The organism is Marinomonas spartinae, assembly GCF_016461715.1.
Classification (GTDB): Bacteria; Pseudomonadota; Gammaproteobacteria; order Pseudomonadales; family Marinomonadaceae; genus Marinomonas; species Marinomonas spartinae_A.
The window spans coordinates 1-18,262 of record NZ_JAEMUI010000021.1 but is presented as its reverse complement, the minus strand read 5'-3'; the positions used below and the strand labels follow the sequence as shown (position 1 = coordinate 18,262).

Annotated in this window: 16 protein-coding genes; 10 read left to right on the top strand and 6 right to left on the bottom strand. The window is 45.0% G+C overall.

Going from position 1 to position 18,262, the window contains the following annotated elements:
• Positions 1-38 precede the first annotated feature (38 nt).
• Both ung and JHD45_RS17355 read right to left on the bottom strand, forming a co-directional pair.
• Positions 39-713, bottom strand: coding sequence for a uracil-DNA glycosylase (gene ung / locus JHD45_RS17360; protein WP_199477765.1), 675 nt, complete (start codon positions 711-713; stop codon positions 39-41).
• 5 nt (positions 714-718) lie between these two features.
• Positions 719-1,630: a choline/ethanolamine kinase family protein gene (locus JHD45_RS17355; protein WP_199477764.1), complete on the bottom strand. Its 912-nt coding sequence runs from the start codon at positions 1,628-1,630 to the stop codon at positions 719-721.
• Between the two features lie 91 nt (positions 1,631-1,721).
• Here JHD45_RS17355 and hexR point away from each other — a divergent pair, with 91 nt between their 5' ends.
• A complete protein-coding gene (gene hexR, locus JHD45_RS17350) occupies positions 1,722-2,591 on the top strand; it encodes a transcriptional regulator HexR (RefSeq protein WP_199477763.1) in 870 nt (289 codons plus the stop codon).
• Positions 2,592-3,080: 489 nt separating this feature from the next.
• Positions 3,081-4,580, top strand: a complete 1,500-nt coding sequence (gene putP / locus JHD45_RS17345) for a sodium/proline symporter PutP (RefSeq protein WP_199477762.1) — start codon at positions 3,081-3,083, stop codon at positions 4,578-4,580.
• 297 nt (positions 4,581-4,877) lie between these two features.
• Here putP and edd read toward each other — a convergent pair whose 3' ends face one another.
• A complete protein-coding gene (gene edd / locus JHD45_RS17340) occupies positions 4,878-6,692 on the bottom strand; it encodes a phosphogluconate dehydratase (RefSeq protein WP_199477761.1) in 1,815 nt (604 codons plus the stop codon).
• A gap of 389 nt (positions 6,693-7,081) precedes the next feature.
• On the opposite strand from edd, the gene gap reads away from it, so the two are divergent.
• The 5 genes from gap to purK all read left to right on the top strand — a co-directional run bounded on the left by gap (position 7,082) and on the right by purK (position 11,894).
• Complete coding sequence (gene gap / locus JHD45_RS17335) at positions 7,082-8,095, top strand: type I glyceraldehyde-3-phosphate dehydrogenase (protein WP_199477760.1); 1,014 nt, start codon at positions 7,082-7,084, stop codon at positions 8,093-8,095.
• An 81-nt stretch (positions 8,096-8,176) separates the two neighbouring features.
• On the top strand, positions 8,177-9,625 hold the full coding sequence (pyk, locus tag JHD45_RS17330; protein ID WP_199477759.1) for a pyruvate kinase: 1,449 nt from the start codon (positions 8,177-8,179) through the stop codon (positions 9,623-9,625).
• A gap of 18 nt (positions 9,626-9,643) precedes the next feature.
• Positions 9,644-10,099, top strand: coding sequence for a methylglyoxal synthase (locus tag JHD45_RS17325; RefSeq protein WP_267905989.1), 456 nt, complete (start codon positions 9,644-9,646; stop codon positions 10,097-10,099).
• Between the two features lie 239 nt (positions 10,100-10,338).
• Complete coding sequence (gene purE / locus JHD45_RS17320; RefSeq protein ID WP_267905988.1) at positions 10,339-10,830, top strand: 5-(carboxyamino)imidazole ribonucleotide mutase; 492 nt, start codon at positions 10,339-10,341, stop codon at positions 10,828-10,830.
• Entirely contained in the window at positions 10,830-11,894 is a 1,065-nt protein-coding gene (purK, locus tag JHD45_RS17315; RefSeq protein ID WP_199477757.1) for a 5-(carboxyamino)imidazole ribonucleotide synthase, read from the top strand. Before purE ends, purK begins: the two co-directional genes overlap by 1 nt.
• Before the next feature lie 131 nt (positions 11,895-12,025).
• On the opposite strand, the gene JHD45_RS17310 is transcribed toward purK, so the two are convergent.
• Positions 12,026-13,339, bottom strand: coding sequence for an MFS transporter (locus tag JHD45_RS17310; protein WP_199477756.1), 1,314 nt, complete (start codon positions 13,337-13,339; stop codon positions 12,026-12,028).
• A gap of 227 nt (positions 13,340-13,566) precedes the next feature.
• The gene (locus JHD45_RS17305; RefSeq protein ID WP_199477755.1) at positions 13,567-14,463 is read right to left on the bottom strand and encodes a DMT family transporter; all 897 of its coding nucleotides are present in this window, start codon (positions 14,461-14,463) and stop codon (positions 13,567-13,569) included.
• 104 nt (positions 14,464-14,567) lie between these two features.
• Between JHD45_RS17305 and JHD45_RS17300 the strand changes: the two genes are divergently transcribed.
• Complete coding sequence (locus JHD45_RS17300) at positions 14,568-15,509, top strand: LysR family transcriptional regulator (RefSeq protein WP_199477754.1); 942 nt, start codon at positions 14,568-14,570, stop codon at positions 15,507-15,509.
• Between the two features lie 752 nt (positions 15,510-16,261).
• Here JHD45_RS17300 and JHD45_RS17295 read toward each other — a convergent pair.
• Positions 16,262-16,708, bottom strand: a complete 447-nt coding sequence (locus JHD45_RS17295; protein WP_199477753.1) for a hypothetical protein — start codon at positions 16,706-16,708, stop codon at positions 16,262-16,264.
• Between the two features lie 186 nt (positions 16,709-16,894).
• On the opposite strand from JHD45_RS17295, the gene JHD45_RS17290 reads away from it, so the two are divergent.
• Together JHD45_RS17290 and JHD45_RS17285 are read left to right on the top strand one after the other, a co-directional pair.
• Entirely contained in the window at positions 16,895-17,248 is a 354-nt protein-coding gene (locus JHD45_RS17290) for a MarR family winged helix-turn-helix transcriptional regulator (RefSeq protein WP_233407904.1), read from the top strand.
• A gap of 538 nt (positions 17,249-17,786) precedes the next feature.
• Positions 17,787-18,143 (top strand): hypothetical protein, encoded by a 357-nt coding sequence (locus JHD45_RS17285; RefSeq protein WP_199477751.1) that lies wholly within the window; start codon positions 17,787-17,789, stop codon positions 18,141-18,143.
• The last annotated feature ends 119 nt before the right edge of the window (positions 18,144-18,262 follow it).

Sequence of the window (18,262 nt, the reverse complement as noted above, 5' to 3'; positions counted from 1 at the left end):
CCTACACGTTTCTTAGATAATCACACAGACAGCTCGTCTTACACCGGATCCAGTGCCCAGTTAATGGGCGCTTTTCCGATCTGTGTTAAATAGTGATTGGCCTGTGAGAAATGGCGACAGCCTAAAAAGCCACGGTGGGCAGATAAAGGCGATGGATGAACACTTTCCAGAACACAGTGTTTTTGCCTGTCTATATAGCGCCCTTTCTTTTGCGCATAGGCCCCCCACAGCAAAAATACGACCCCTTGATGTTCATGGTTGATCATTTCGATGATCTTATCGGTAAAACGCTCCCAGCCTTTATTTTGATGAGAACCGGCTTTACCTGCCTCAACGGTCAATATGCTATTAAGCAACAAGACACCTTGCTGTGCCCATTGACTTAAATAGCCATGACCCGCGGGGGCAATCCCTAAATCCGCTTGCAACTCTTTGTATATGTTCAAGAGGGAAGGCGGAATTCTCACGCCGGGTTTCACTGAGAAAGACAAACCATGAGCTTGCCCCTCTCCGTGGTAAGGATCTTGCCCTAAAATCACCACTTTAATCTGTTCGAACGGCGTTTCATTGAGCGCATTAAAGCAATCGTTCGAATGCGGATAGATAATTTTTCTCTGTTGCTTTTCGCTTTTAAGAAAGTCACGCAGAACCTGCATGTAATCCTGCTCGAATTCATTGGCTAATCGGGCATGCCAGGCGGGGGTTAAATTCATATAAACTACTCTGTGGCTATCGTATTGACATCGCCATGTTGATCGATAAAAGGATTCAAGGATGGCATGGCTTTAAACTCGTAATAATACGCTAAAGATTGCACATCGTCCCGAGAGGACACATGTTTTAATAACAACCAAGCCATTTCCCGTAAAGAATAGGCCTTACTATAGAGGGCGATTTTACTCAGCGTTTCTTCCTCATCCAAATTATTATCATAACTGCGAATAAGTAATCTCTGCTGTGTCTCATCGAGATTATGTGATTTTGCCACTACCGCCAAATCAAATAAAGGCTCGCCCATGCCCGTATATTCCCAATCAATCAACCAAATTTTTTCATCATTTATTAATACATTTTTGGGATTCAAGTCATTATGGCACACCACAGGCTCACTACTTGAGGCAACACGGGGTAAACTAGAAAACAGTGCCTGCAAGTACGCCCACTCTGCCTTCAGTTCAGAGTCTGGTGATATAAAAGAATCGATGGATTGCAGGTATTGCTCAATCAAACGATAAATACAGAAAACGTGGCCTACGCTAGGTAAACAATGAGCTTGGGTCAAAGCTTGGGCAATTCTCACTACATTATTTGAGGAGTGCGTCACATCCCAGCCTAATGAAGGCTGCACAACAAACTGACAAGCAAAAGCACCATCGGCGTCATACCACAACACGGGAGGCGATACACCCATCTGTGACGCCGCAAGTAAAACGGCTATTTCGCTTTGTCGATCAATACCAAAAACCCTTCCATCCAGTTCCGGTACCCGCAGCACAATACGAGGCGCCTTATTCCAATCTAAGCGATACACTTTATTGGAAAAACCCTCCTCAAACTCCACGACTTTAATTTTATTAAATTCAGGGAGAATATTAGCCATTTTATCGAAATAGTCTGTTAAATAGACCATTTTAAATCCTTTTTATTGCCAGAATTGGAAGTCGCTGTCAGAATGAGTTATTAAACTATCCGAGTCAATAGACAACTTTGAAGCAGAATTAATGAATAAACACGAAGACATTATTCGTAAGATCCAAGAACGACTAAGCACTTTAAGTAAATCCGAAAGGAAAGTTGCCGAAGCCATTCTTGCTGATCCGAAAACGACCATCCATTCGAGTATTGCAAAATTAGCCGCCAGAGCAGAAGTCAGTGAGCCAACAGTAAACCGCTTCTGTCGTAGCTTAATCGGTAGCGGTTTCCCAGACTTTAAAGTCTCACTCGCTCAAAGTTTGGCAACCGGTACCCCTTATGTGAACCTGAACGTTGAGCCAGACGATGCGCCAGGTGCGGTGACAACGAAAATTTTTGAAGCGGCAAAAAACAACCTGACGCGTGCCCAAGAGATTTTGCCAGAAAGCCTAATCAGCCGAGCCGTCGATGTTCTGGCCCAAGCAAGACGCATTGAGTTTTACGGATTGGGCGCATCCGGTCCTGTGGCCAAAGACGCTCACCATAAGTTCTTCCGCTTAAATATGCCCGTTGTCGCCTACACAGACATTCTCGTGCAACGTATGGCAGCAGCTGGAGCCCATTCTGGAGACGCCATTGTGGTGATCTCCTACACTGGACGGACGCTTCCTTTGATCGAAACCGCACGAGTGGCAAGAGCAACAGGGGCATCCGTTATCGGTATCACCAACCCAGGCTCACCGTTAACAGAACACTGTTCAATCGTTTTGCCTATTGAAGAGACAGAAGATACCGACATTTATACTCCTATGAGTTCCCGTATAGTCTATCTCACATTGATCGATGCCTTAGCGACAGGCGTGCTACTTAAACGTGGGCCTGAATTCAATGCTCACCTTAAAAAGCTCAAGCAGAGTGTGCAAGATACTCGTCTGCCAAAAACAGACAAAAATAAGTAACCTGTCACAACCTGCGTCACTAAGATAAAGCGTCATAAGTCGATGGCGCTTTATCCATTTCATACGACACACCGTAAACCACGCTTAACCACACATTCTTCCAACACACAAAACAGACACTCTTCACATACACAAAATAGACAAAGTACTGACAAAATAAAGTTACCTTTCTCACCACAAAACGAGTTTGTTGCAATTTTGCCGGATTTTTTTGAAAGATTATCAAAGAGCACCCACCTAGAATCACTGGTCAACCTTTGAAACATGGTAGAAATCGTCATTAAGAGACATTTTTAAGTGGCTTTTTTTACATTACTCAAAGACGGTTCATTCTAATAAATACATAAACAATGATAACGAGGTGATGCTTTCGAATGAGTTTTCACTCATCAGAAACGGCTTTTGGCATAACGACTAACGCGAAGCGTTGTCGGGAACAGCACTGATTTAAAAGCACATCACAACGACTTATCAAAACTGGGGACAACAATGATTGAGAATAGTAGCTACGCGATAGGCTTTACCTTTTTAGCTTATCTTATCGTCATGCTAGCCATCGGGCTTTACGCTTACAAACTGACATCAAGTTCTGAAGATTACTTTCTAGGTGGTCGCTCGTTAGGCCCTTGGCCGACCGCTCTTTCCGCTGGCGCCTCCGACATGAGTGGTTGGTTGCTGTTAGGTTTGCCCGGCTATGCATTTGCATCCGGTATGGAATCCATTTGGCTTGCCGCTGGTTTATTTGTTGGTACATGGCTAAATTGGTTAATCTGTGCAAAGCGTCTACGAACCTACAGCATTCAAGCGGACAACGCCCTTACACTGCCGGACTTTCTTGCCAAACGCTTCCAAGATAAATCCAGATTGATCCAGTCTATCTCAGCGATCTTTATCTTACTCTTCTTCTTGTTCTACACCAGCTCTGGCTTAGTGGCTGGCGGTAAATTATTCGAAACCGTATTTGGTGTAGACTACCGTTATGCGGTCATCATTGGCACCATCTGTGTAGTATCTTATACGCTGTTTGGTGGCTTCCTAGCCGTCGCTTGGACAGACTTAGTTCAAGGTCTGATGATGTCTGCTGCCTTGGTAATTGTTCCGATTGTCGCCATTCAAGGTGGTGTTTCTGAGCTAACATCCACCCTTGAAGCCAAAAACCCAGAGCTTCTAACGATTTGGCATAATGTGAGTGGCGAACCCTTAACGGCCATCGGTATTATTTCCCTACTGGCTTGGGGTCTTGGCTACTTCGGTCAGCCTCATATCTTGGCACGTTTCAAAGCATCCCGTTCTAATAAAGACATCAAAACAGCACGTCGCATTGCTGTTACTTGGACGGCTCTGTCAATGGCGGGCGCGTTAGCCATCGGCTTAACTGGCATCGTTTATGTGGATAACAACTTAGGTGGCCAGTTAGCCGATCCTGAGAAAATTTTCATGATTCTAGTTCACGCCGTGTTCCATCCTGTGGTGGCGGGTATTCTGTTGGCCGCCATCCTAGCCGCTATCATGAGTACGGCGGACTCCCAGCTCTTAGTGTCCTCTTCCGCTTTAGCAGAAGATTTCTATAAACAGCTGTTAAATAAAGACGCCACACAGAAACAAATTGTGAATGTAGGCCGTTTTGCTGTTCTGTTGATTTCTATTATCGCAATGGTGTTGGCATTAAATCCTAATAGCTCTGTACTCGGTCTAGTGTCTTATGCCTGGGCAGGCTTTGGTGCGGCATTCGGGCCAGCCATTCTATTGAGCCTATTCTGGCGTAACATGAACCGCAACGGCGCCTTGGCAGGCATCATTGTTGGGGGGCTAACCATCGTTGTTTGGAAACAATTACACGGTGGCATTTTCGATCTTTACGAAATCGTACCTGGTTTCCTATTTTCGACCATCGCCATTGTTGTCTTTAGTTTAATAGGTGGTGCTCCAGAGAAGAAAGTGACCGACACCTTCGACGAGTACGAAAAATCTCTAGAAACCATGGCTTGATGATTGATCCAATCGCCATCACTAGGCTTAAAGTCAAAAATCCAGATCAACTTAGTTGATCTGTTTTTTTTACGTGATGCTGCCGCCACTCCCTTATCTAAACGCAAACAATGACGTAGTTAGGTACCTATCATAGGTGTCCAATACCGATTATTGTTCCTCTACACTTCTGGCGTTAGCTTTTTTAGGATAAAAAAAGGGCTTGCAAAGCAAGCCCTAAACACCATTACTAACAAACGTTAGTAGTCAGAGGAAACGCGAATGACCAACTCTCAGCCGATCATTTAAAATCAAACATTATTCATTAAAAAGTGTACAAGCCCCTTGCTCTGCACCACTTACCAGTAGACGCTGGGCACTGAACAATTCACGTCCCATGCCTTGATGAGAGTCAGACAAATCAAAGTGTTCAGGCTCTCGTGCATTCAGCTCTTCATCGCTAATCAAGACCGACAACGTACCTTCTACCGCATCTAAGCGAATAAGGTCGCCCTCTTTAATCTTCGCAATCAGCCCACCCGCTAACGCTTCAGGTGTGAGATGGATCGCCGCTGGCACCTTACCAGACGCCCCAGACATACGACCGTCTGTCACCAATGCCACTTTGTAGCCTTGGTCCTGAAGATTACTTAAGAAAGGCGTTAATTTGTGCAACTCAGGCATGCCAATGGCTTTTGGCCCTTGAAAACGCACCACAGCAACACAGTCACGTTTTAGCTTACCGCTGGAAATGGCATCGGCTAATTCATATTGACTGTGGAAAACCGCTGCTGGCGCTTCAATAATACGGTTCTCTTCTTTTACCGCAGACACCTTGATCACAGCACGACCCAGATTTCCTTTAAGCAGAGACAAACCACCTTCTTTGCTGAATGGGTCTTCAATAGGACGAATGACATTTAAATCCAAACTTGCTTCTGGACCATCGCGCCATACCAATTGACCATTGTCGATAAATGGTTCTTTGGTGTAATGCTGCAAACCTTTCCCAACGATGGTATTCACCTCTTCATGCAGCAATCCACCTTTCAGCAACTGCTTAACCAAATACGCCATGCCACCAGCAGCGTGGAAATGGTTAATATCGGCTTGACCATTTGGATAAATACGCGTCAATAATGGCACCACTTTAGACAGGGCAGAAAAATCATCCCAAGTAACGATAATGCCAGCAGCACGAGCGTAGGCAACGATGTGCATAGTGTGGTTAGTGGAGCCGCCCGTCGCTAATAGCCCTACAATGGCATTAACAATACTGCGCTCATCGACAATCTCGTAAAGAGGACGATAGTCGCGTCCCAACGCTGTGGATTTTGTTGCCAACTGAGCAGTATATTTGGTTAATTCAGCACGCAGTGGCTCATCAGGATTCACAAAAGAGGAACCAGGCAGTTGCAGCCCCATCATTTCGACCAACAACTGGTTAGAGTTAGCCGTACCATAAAAAGTACAAGTGCCAGCACTGTGATAAGAAGCGGATTCGGCTTCAAGTAACTCTTTACGAGTCGCCTCACCTTGAGCGTAACGCTGACGTACTGCCGATTTTTCCGCATTGGTGATACCAGAACGCATTGGACCCGCAGGTACAAACAAAGCAGGAAGATGACCGAAGCGCAGCGCAGCAATTAATAGCCCTGGAACAATTTTGTCACAAATACCAAGGTACAAAGCCGCATCGAACATATTATGAGACAACGCAATCGCCGCCCCTTGTGCAATATTATCTCGGCTGAAAAGACTCAGCTCCATGCCATCTTGCCCTTGTGTCACACCATCACACATGGCGGGAACCCCACCAGCGACTTGGGCAACACAACCCATTTCTTGAACGGCTTTACGTATTTGATCTGGATAGCTTTCGTATGGTTGATGAGCAGACAACATGTCGTTATAAGACGTCACGATGCCAATATTTGCTTCTTCCATTAACGTTAGTTTTTGCTTATCAGTAGGTTGGCATGCGGCAAAACCATGAGCCAAATTACCACAAGACAATTTACCTCGATGAGGTCCTTGTTCCTGCGCTTTTTTCATGTCGGATAAGTATTGTGAACGCAATGCTTTACTGCGCTCAATGATGGTCTCAGTTACTTTCGTAACGATAGAATTCATGCTTCTCTCCGGTTTTGCAACAGTCTTTGTCCAACTGACGTGAAAATATTTTATGTAATATTACTACATTTTTAAAAGATTTCATCTAAAATTTGCGACGAAATCGAGCAAAAAACCAAAAATTATGTAATTTTTTTACCAAAAAAGCTCACACAAAGCCAGATTTTGTTTTAAAATAGCCGTCCTTGGTAACATTTTTAATATACGCTTTGTGATATAACATGACCAATGTTTATTTTTTGAGCAAAATACAGGACTAACGCAGCACTGTCCTTGCTTCAAAATCCTGTTGTGTAGTATTTTTACGTAAAACAACGCATTCCTCCATGTATTCTTAACTATAATCTAGTAAGGATACGAATGGACTTCCACTATATTTAGAGGTGAGTATGACAATTAAAGTAGCGATTAACGGATATGGACGTATTGGACGCAACACACTGCGAGCTTTATACGAATCAGGTAAGCGCGAGCACATTCAAGTCGTCGCGATTAATGACCTTGGCGACTCAAAAACCAACGCTCACCTAACTAAATACGACACGGTACACGGTCGTTTCAGTGAAGAAGTAACCTTTGATGAGGAAGCGCTCTACGTCAACCAAGACAAAATCCGCACGTTTTCTGAACGTAACCCAGCGGATCTTCCATGGGCAGAGCTCGAAGTAGACGTTGTCTTTGAATGTACAGGCTTCTTCACAACCAAAGAAAAAGCCAGTGCTCACCTTACTGCAGGTGCGAAAAAGGTCATCATTTCTGCGCCAGGCAAGGAAGTTGATGCGACCGTTGTCTATGGCGTTAACCAAGATGTTCTGACCAGTGACATGACCGTTATCTCAAACGCATCTTGCACCACAAACTGCTTGGCTCCAATTGCCAAACCTCTGAGCGATAAATTAGGTATTGAAAGTGGTTTGATGACAACAATCCACTCTTATACAAACGATCAGCGTTTATCTGATGTGTACCACTCTGATTTGTATCGTGCTCGTGCCGCAGCAATGAACATGATCCCAAGTAAAACAGGGGCAGCTGCCGCCGTGGGTCTCGTTATACCTGAATTGGCGGGCAAATTCGACGGCATGGCCGTTCGTGTACCCACCATTAACGTATCACTAGTCGACCTTTCTTTCTTAGCGCCTCGCGAAACCAGCGTGGAAGAGGTCAACCAAATCATCGAAGATGCGGTGAAAGCCGACCCAATCTTGGCTCAGGTTCTGCACGTTAACCACGATCCTCTGGTGTCTTCTGATTTCAACCACAATGCCTTCACATCTAACTTTGATGCGACACAAACTCGTGTTCAAGGCAAATTGGTCAAAGTCATGTCTTGGTACGATAACGAATGGGGCTTTTCTAACCGCATGTTAGACAATACCATTGCACTAATGAACGCAAAATAATCAATATTAGCAAAGGCTGCTGACGCAGCCTTTGTCCTACCTTATACTCTCTATACGCTTTCAAATGTTTGGTAATCTATCATGACTCGTAGAACGAAAATTGTTGCAACACTTGGTCCAGCCTCTAGCTCCCCAGAAATGATCGAAAAACTGATCCTAGCTGGCGCAAATGTGTTCCGCCTTAACTTTTCCCATGGACAGCCAGAAGACCATATCAATCGCGCCAATGTGGTACGTGACATGGCGAAAAAAAATGGTCGTCATGTTGCCATTCTGGGTGATCTACAAGGACCTAAAATCCGTATTGCTCGCTTTAAAAATACCAAAGTTGAGCTAAAAGATGGGGCAACCTTCATTCTTGACGTCGGCTTTGACAAAAACAGCGGTGACGAAACCCGTGTAGGTATTGATTACCCTCAACTGGCTAAAGACTCTCAGCCCGGCAATATTTTGCTATTGGATGACGGCCGAGTGGTTCTAGAAGTGACCGAGGTAAAAGGCCAAGAAGTAATTACCAAAGTTATTGTCGGTGGTGATTTGTCTAATAACAAAGGCATCAACCGTCAAGGCGGTGGACTCTCTGCCGCCGCACTAACAGACAAAGACAAAGAAGACATCAAAACAGCGGCAGCTTTGCAAGCAGATTACCTTGCCGTTTCCTTCCCACGCAGTGCGGATGACCTAAACGAAGCTCGTGCTTTGGCAGAAGCAGCGGGCCTGAAAGCGGGCATCGTCTCGAAAGTAGAACGTGCCGAAGCCGTAGCAGACAACGAAACATTAGACGCCATTATTATGGCATCCGATGCCGTCATGGTAGCCCGTGGTGATTTAGGCGTAGAAATCGGTGATGCCGAATTGATTGGCGTACAAAAACACATGATCAAACGTTGCCGTCAATTGAACCGCCCTGTTATCACGGCAACGCAAATGATGGAAACCATGATCACCAGCGCCATGCCAACCCGTGCGGAAGTGTTCGACGTGGCCAACGCCGTGCTAGATGGTACCGATGCGGTTATGTTGTCAGCAGAAACGGCAGCTGGTGCTTACCCTGAAGAAGTCATCAAAACCATGAACCGTGTTTGTTTAGGCGCGGAAAAACAGCCTGCTATTAACCGCTCTAAACACCGTATTGACGTGACCTTCACCGGTATTGATGAAACCATCGCCATGTCGGCTATGTATGCGGCTAACCACCTACAAGGGGTGAAAGCCATCATCAGTTTAACGGAATCGGGTACGACACCGCTTCTGATGTCGCGCATCAGCTCAGGCTTGCCGATTTATGCCTTGTCGCCAAACCAAGCTACATTAAACAAAGTCAACCTTTATCGTGGCGTAACCCCTGTGGCTTTCTCTTCGCAAGAGTTCAATGTGGATACGATTGTGACGGGTCTTGTCGATCATGTTAAATCCCTTGGTCTGATTAAAAACGGCGACCTTGTTATTGTGACCAAAGGCGATCATTTAGTAAGCTACGGCACAACTAACATGATGAAAATCGTCAAAGTTGGCGATACAGCGGAATAACCCAACATGGGGACTCTCTTGATAAAGAAAACCATCACCACACCAGAGCGTAAAAACGTCGCTCTGGTTGCCCATGACAATATGAAGCCTGAGCTTATTGAGTGGGCAAAAAAGCACAAAGAAAAGCTGATCAGACACAATTTGATGGCAACGGGGACGACGGGTAATTTAATGCAAAAGCATTTGGATGTGCCAGTCAAATCCCTTATCAGTGGCCCACTGGGTGGTGATCAACAACTTGGTGGCTTGATTGCAGAAGGCAAAATCGACGTTTTGATCTTTTTCTGGGACCCGTTTGAGCCCATGCCCCATGACCCTGACATCAAAGCACTGCTTCGTGTTGCAGCGGTATGGAACATTCCCATAGCCTGTAGTGTGTCCTCAGCGAATTTCCTCGTCACTTCGCCACTATTTGATAGCGAATTCGAGCGAAAAATCCCTGATTACGAGCAATACCTAAAAGAGCGACTTTAAGTCGCTCTTTGTTTATTCCAGCATTACCCTTCTAGTAAAACGAATTCCCCCTTCAACCCTCGCGGTTTTTGGCAAAATCGGCTATATTAACGCGCAATTAAAACCACTCTTTTAAAACCTATTAGGCTGAAAACATCCACATGAACGAGGGTGTTCTCAAGGTTTTGTCAGAGCCATCGTATATCGTTCAACATATTCATCCCTGAACGCCACGTTGAACCCTTATCAGGAGAAAGATTTTGCAAGCAAAAGTAGCCCTTATTATGGGATCGAAAAGTGACTGGGCCACCATGGAAGGTGCCGCTGAAATCATGGACACACTGGGCGTTAGCTACCATGTGGAAGTCGTTTCCGCTCACCGAACCCCAGTGAAACTTGCTGAGTTTGCAGAAAGCGCCGTTGAAAAGGGCTTCCAAGTTATCATTGGTGGTGCTGGCGGTGCGGCACATCTGCCAGGCATGGTTGCCGCCCACACACGACTCCCCGTGCTCGGTGTACCAGTACAAAGTAAAGCACTAAACGGCATGGACAGCCTGCTTTCTATCGCTCAAATGCCAAAAGGTGTTGCGGTTGGTACATTAGCCATTGGTACCGCTGGGGCATTTAATGCTGGCCTATTAGCTTGCCAGATCCTAGCCAATAACGACCCAGAACTGGCGAAAAAAATTGACGCGTTTCGCGCTAAACAAACCGAAACAGTGCTCGCTAACCCAGATCCTCGGGAGGCCTAATGTCAACATTATGGGTATTAGGCGCGGGTCAACTGGGCGCCATGTTAAAACAAGCAGGCACCCCATTGGGAATCGATGTGCGCCCTGTGGATATAGAGGCAACAGACGAACTACCACTGCAAGCAAACGACATCGTCACTGCCGAGCGAGAAGAATGGCCAGAAACCGTTGCCACCAAGCAGTTAGCCACACATAACAACTTTGTTAACCTTGCGACCTTCCCTCAACTGGCGGATCGTCTGACGCAAAAGCAATGGCTAGACCGCCTTGGGCTTGCCACGGCACCTTGGTTTCCAGTAGAAGCGGACTCTAGCGCACAACGCGCCTACGACACATTAGGTGAACGCGTCCTTATGAAACGTCGTCGTGGCGGTTACGATGGCAAAGGTCAATATTGGTTAAAACAAGCGGAAAACACTGAGATCCCCGACGACTGGAAAGGTCAAGCCATTGCCGAACAAGCCATTAACTTCAACGAAGAAGTCTCCCTTGTTGGTGTACGAGGCAAAGATGGCGAAAAGTATTTTTACCCGCTCACCCTCAACCTACATATCAATGGTATTTTGTACGCATCAATATCGCCACTTAAACGCCTCGATCAATACCAAAGCAAAGCAGAGACGATGCTTGGTAAATTGATGGATGCATTAGACTACGTTGGCGTTATGGCTATGGAATGCTTCCGCGTGGGTGATGACTTACTGATTAACGAGCTCGCCCCTCGCGTGCATAACAGTGGCCATTGGACACAAGCAGGCAGCAACGTTTGCCAATTTGAAAATCACGTCCGTGCCGTCATGGGCTTACCACTGGTAAGCGCTGAGATCAAAAATCAAAGTATGATGGTGAACTTGATCGGCGTCGATCTGGATTACCAATGGCTCAGCATCCCAAGTTTAGAACTCTACTGGTATCAAAAAGACGTCCGACCTGGTCGCAAAGTAGGTCACCTGAACTTCTGCACAGGTAACCTAACGGTTCTGAATACGGCGTTAGACAGGCTCAATATGCCAGCGCCTTATCCACAAGCCATTGAGTGGTTAAAAGCAAACCTACCCGCTTAATCTTCCATAGCGAACAAGCAGTAGAAAGGCCCATTGAGCACCATACTAAATAGTACCAAGTGCTAAATGGGCATTCTTTTTCTTTAGTACCACCAAACGGTTAGATCAGCAAACCATCAGACCGTTCTAACTTATACTTCTGGTAAGCGCAGCGCCATCAAAACCCCCACAATCGCCATACCTGAAAAGACAAGAATTAACCCTTCTAATGAGATAAATTGCGTTAGCGCGCCTATAAAACTCATCAACAATAGGATAAAACCAATCATCGTATTACTAACGGCCACATAACTGGTTCGCTTATTGCCATCGGCTAAATTCACTAAATAGGTTTTCCGTCCTACTCTCACCCCTTGATGGGCAATCGTCACCAAGAAATACAAAACCGGTAACAACAAGACACTGTCTAACAGTGAAGGTACCAACCAAGAGACCACAAACAAGACCAAACCAATCAGAGAACTGAACAAACAGGCCGCCATCATCACTTTTCGACTGGAACGATCAGAGAACTTTCCCCAAAAAGGCGCAGAAACAAGCGAGGCTAAACCACTGGCACCAATAAACATCGCCAACACCCACATGTTATTCCCTAGGGTATGCTGAGCCAGTACAACATAGAAAGGCGCACTCAAAGCGGTACATAAAAATAGCGAACGAGTGATCACAAACTGACGAAAGGCTTTATCCGTTTTTAGCAAACTCAGCTGCTTAAGCGCCTCTTTAAAACCGTTCTTACCGCCATCTACTTCGCCAGAAAACTCCACAACGCGGGAGTAAACCAACGCCCCCAACAGCCAAAAAATAGCCGCTCCCATTAAGCAAACGCCATACACATAGGCATTACCTTCAAAGGACGTTAACGCACTCAATAACATGACGATGGCAATCCCGACGGTTACTAGCCCTGCGACACTCGCCGACCAACCTGTCACTTGTCCGCGCTGCGTTTTTGGAATCGTCTTACCTAACACATCCTTCGACGCCACCGAGCTAAGCCCACGGGCAAGACTAAACACCACCAAACAGGCAATCACCAACCAACCCGCCACAGCCCCTTGCATCGTCATAGCGATCAACCCGATCAGCACAACACTGATCGACTGCAAAATACTCCCAACGATCCAAACCCATTTACGGAGCGGTAACTTACGTATAAAACTCGCAATGGCTAATTGCGGTAATAAAGACCCAGACTCACGAATCGGCACTAACCAACTAAGCAAATACACTGGCGCTCCAATGCTATTTAATATCCAAGGCAAGGTGATTTTTGGATTAATCATGGCATCGCCCAAATTGGTAAAAAACTGAGCGATAATCAGCTTGATAAAATTACCAGGCACTTCCTTACAAGCCGACTCATCAATGGCTTTACAGGCTCTGGCATCTTCTTCATTGGTTATTTTTTCGTACACCGACTCCAACACATCTTTGCTGGCCATAAATTCCCATACTCCAAAAAAACAGTCTCAGCTTGTCTGAGATAATAGCGCAAAATTCTAGCACTTTAGATAATGAATTTCTGTGACGGGATGTGAACATCAAGGAAAAACAACCCAGAGATAGGCTACTTTGTTGAATCAACCAAGACATCAATATACGACGGAACGGCTATGCTACTTCTATAGGCAGCAAAGACGTCCCATCAACTATTAATAGGCTGAGATAATTAACCTGCATCTAATTGCGAGCGAACCACCGACATACGCTCTTCAGCTTTGCGCTTACGTCTATCTCGGTTACCCAAGTACGCCAAAGGCAAAATGATAAACAGAGCCCCAATCACAAAGAAGAAGTCAATCGACTCGTTAAAAATAATCCAGCCCAATATCACAGCAAACAGCAAGCCGGAATATTCCGCACTGCTCACCTGGCTCGACGCTACATAGCGGTAACCTTGCAAGCACGCTAAGCTATAAACAATCGAACACATCGCCGATGCACCAGCGTATAACAAGCCATCCATATTCCAAGACGCCCCTTCCCAAATTGCCAAACAAGCCGTTAAAGGCAACGCCGATAGATGGGTTATCAAAAGCCCAAAGAACAGGTTTTGATTTTTTGGCAACTTGCGAATCAGCAAGCTATTGGTCGCCAATACCACGGAAAACAACACCGCACTGATCATCCCCCAACTGACGTCAGAAGGCCGTAAAATGATCAATACCCCGACAAAGCCAGATACAGCCGCAATCACAATGCCCATGGTAATTTTCTCTTTAAAGAAAATCCCCGCAAACAACACAATCAGAATCGGCGCGATATAAAACACCGCATTGGCCGTGGCAAGCGGCAACGCCGTTAACGAGATAATCAATAAAACACTCGCCAATACCCATAGGTTGCCTCTTAATAAATGCAGTTTAAGACCAATGCCCCCTTTAAAATCAATGTGTTTATAAGCCAATGGCAATAACACAAGACAAATCATCACAAGACGCATAAAGGTAAACTGATAAACGGCCACACTGCTGCCCGCCATTTTGATAAACACATCGCAAAACGTCGCGAAGAAGTTACCTATCACTAGGATCAAAATAGCGCTACCGATGGTTTTTCCAGACATAGCCGCTCCTTGAGTACAATATATAAAGAACCGCATTCTAGCCTCGACTTCACCATCAATAAAATGATATATCCTCACTTAGTATTCGTTTTTTGGATAATAAAATGCTACCACCACTGAAAGCTCTACCTGTCTTTGAAGCCGTTGCCAGATTAAACAGCTTTTCCCTTGCCGCCCAGGAGCTCAACCTAAGCCAAAGCGCTGTATCCCATCAGATTCGCGCCTTAGAAAATCACTTGGGTGAAAGCCTTTTCCAACGCCAAGGTCGCTATCTCAGCTTAACAACAGAGGGAAAACACTATTTAGATGCCATTAGCAGCTCCTTGTCGCAAATTGCCCGTGCTAGCAACCTGATACGAGGAGAAAGTGAAACCAAGGTAAGAATCGCCGTCTACAGCTCCTTTGCCGTGTGTTGGTTAATGCCACGCCTACCCGATCTAATGCGACGACATCCCAACCTAGATATCAGCATAACCATGACCCACAGCTCACCCGAGCTTTCTGATAAAACCGCCGATTGCTTTATTACCACAGACAAAGACAAACGCGGCTTCGCATTTACCCCCATCTACCGGGAAAGAATCTTCCCCGTTTGCAGTCCAGCGTTTTATGAAGCCATGAAAAACACTCTCGATATTCGTTCCGACACCGACATGGCCAACTTACTTGAAAAACACCCCGAGAGATTAGGCGACTTCCCATTGGTCACTTCCTTTGGCATCTATAACGAATACACAGAAGACTGGCGCCGCTGGTTTTCGGAAAAAGGAAAAATCCTACCGGACGAACTACAACTGCATAAATTTAGCCATCTACTGCTCACCTACGAAGCCGCTAAATACTCCCTCGGCATTGCCCTGATCAACGACTATATGTTCAATGAAGACAAAACCAAAGACGACCTAATCCGCCTGCCCACCCACCATATCGAAACCGACGATGAATTCTACTTTGCTTACAAATATTCAAGACGCAACGAACCTGGAATTGCCGAAGTAAAACGATGGTTGATTAATGAGTCTGTGGGGTTGGGATTGGGAGAATGATATATGGTTAGATGAGTGTGGGGGCGGGGGAAACACCGCATTAAAGGGCAGCAACGAACTGCCGCTAAACCTCAATTTACCGCCGTAAACACAAATACCAAGATTAGAGCAAGCTACCTGTCCCTCTTGAACACTTTGTTAACAACAAATTGGCCCAATAAAAAGGGACGACTTGTACTTAAACTTGACTTGACCATGTAAAGAAAACTGGTTAAATGCTCCAAGAGCTTATTGATCAAGTCTAATGGGTAACTAGGTCGGTATTTGTCGTAATCAGCAATACGGCTAGAAAATCTATCTACTGGATTGGACATATATCCTCCTTTGTCACTAACACTTAATAGTGCTCATACCCGTTTATACGGCTGCGTTCCCCTAACTATCCTATCTGTCATAATTGAAATTTAACACCCTTTCTAAAACGACAAATCGAGTGTACTCGTTCTTCTATCTCTCTTTTAGGAAAGGTACAGCGTATCATTTATGTTATGAGTTTTTTAATCATTGATTTAATTGTAGTTTTTTCTCTTAGCACCAAAAGAAACGCACCGAAAAACGCACAAAAAAAGAGACAGAAGATTCTATTCAACTTGGCATTGGACTCACGCCGACGCGTTGAGTCTGCGAAACAGGATCAAATGAATACAATGACAAGGTGGTCTATAAAGCAATTGGAGTATTTGACGGGGCATTAAGGACATAGCTTCCTGTCTTCGCTGAATGACAAGAACGGAGGCCTTACTAGAGTACATTTAAGCAGGCCGTCTAAATCTACCTCTCATTCTAAGACCGTCTATCATATTCATTCCCATCAAAATGAGATTGGTTGCACCTGCCAGCAATTCGACGCCTTGAACCATGTAGAAATCAGTATCAAAAACACTTACGGATGCCCAATGATCAAGCAATACAGCGCATGGAATGAGCACTAATATTCCATTGATTGCGATAAAGGGCATCCTCTTTTTCTTTTGTTGTACGAGCTTTCCGCTTCTAGATTTTGCTAAGGCGAAACCACTAGCACCCGTTAAGGCAATGGAAGGAACAAGAATAAATAAACCTGGCCATACAATAAGACTTTTTAGGGTTGCTATGGATTCTGTTGTCCCAAAAAGCTCGACAAAAATGGTTGCCGAGAAAAATGTAGCAATGCACAAGACGGCTGCGGATGCAGCAACTCGATGGAGTATGGACAACATGATTCCCTCCTAGGGAAATATTTGGTAACATATTGTCATTATGAAAATATCAAACCATATTGTCAATATGTTGTCAAACTATCAAAAGGATTGCAGATGAACACTCCTCAAAAAGGTACGGTATTTACCGACATCGCTCTTGAAGTATTCAAACTCGGCGGGCTCCTGGTTAGTGAAGGTGACCATATGGGATCAGAATATGGCATTACGAGTGCTCGATGGAAAATTTTAGGGGCTCTTTCTCTAGCTGGTGCTCCACAAACTGTACCGCAAATAGCCAGAAGCATGGGACTGACACGACAAGCAGTACAACGACTTGTTGATGCCATGAGTGAGGATGAACTTCTGCTGTTCCAAGACAATCCCGACCATAAACGCGCAAAGCTGATAAGCCTCTCGGCGCTTGGAGAAACGGTATATTTGCAGCTGTATGAAAAGCAAGCGGAGTGGGCAATGAAGTGCTCCGTAGGTATCACCAAGACAGAACTTGAGACAACCCTGTCTGTTCTTAAGCGAATCTCGGAGTCTATTGACCGCTAACCGTTAAAATAATATCGACGACTTTGCGCGTTTCTTTGCGAATAAAGGAACGGCAGAGTTAGGGGGAATCTTTCAGACAATATCGTTTGGCTAACATTAAGCTAACCCCCTCCTTGTTTCGTACTTCTCAACACGACATCAGCAATCACTTCAAAAAGATGATTAGAGCGCAATTGATGGGACGGCTGGTCACGTAGCCAAGGTGAAGTATACGTATTTGCAGAGCGTGACCATAACAAGCTCTTTACCAAGATTGAAGAGACAACACTAAAACTTAGTACTTAATACTGAGGAACCATTGGAGCTGTCGCTAAAGGTAGCGAGCAAAGATAAGGCAAGGCAAAAATCACCGAAAAGTGGAGTTTATACCTATAAACGAGCATTTTGAGGCGGTTTTTTAACGCAGAATTATCAAGCACATTAGTTTTGCGGCATCCCCTGCATCCCCCTTTGCAGGAATGAGAATTTTGGGACCCTATTGCTTTAACCTCTTATTGTGGATAAGAAACAGTCAAATTTAGTAGGTTTTCAGTCATCTTTGATGACTGATCTTTTTTTAACCAAATTCACTCTTGTAATTCAAACTTACCCCCTTCAAAATGTACCTTCTTTTTTTAACTCAAAAGGATCATATAAGGATCAAAAAATGAAAGTTAAACAGAAAAAACGCAATCCCTATGCGTTTGACCCAATCATGCGTAAAGGTGGGGTTCACGAAAAAACCAACAAAGCAAAACGACGTAAACACAAACTGCAAATGCAGAAAGAGGCTGCCAACTGGCAGCCTTATTCGTTTCTAGTACTTCTAAAAAAGTGCTTCTCAGCAAAAATGTTTTTTGAGACGAAAAAAAGCCCCCGACCATTTCTGATTAGAGCTTCCTATTTAAAATTTTGATAACGAACTACTTTCACATGCTTGTCTGTTATAGAGAGCCCCACACGACCATCGGCGATGGTGATGCTCCATAACGAAAAAACCCCACCCTGCTTCGCAGGATAGGGTTTCTCTTAATT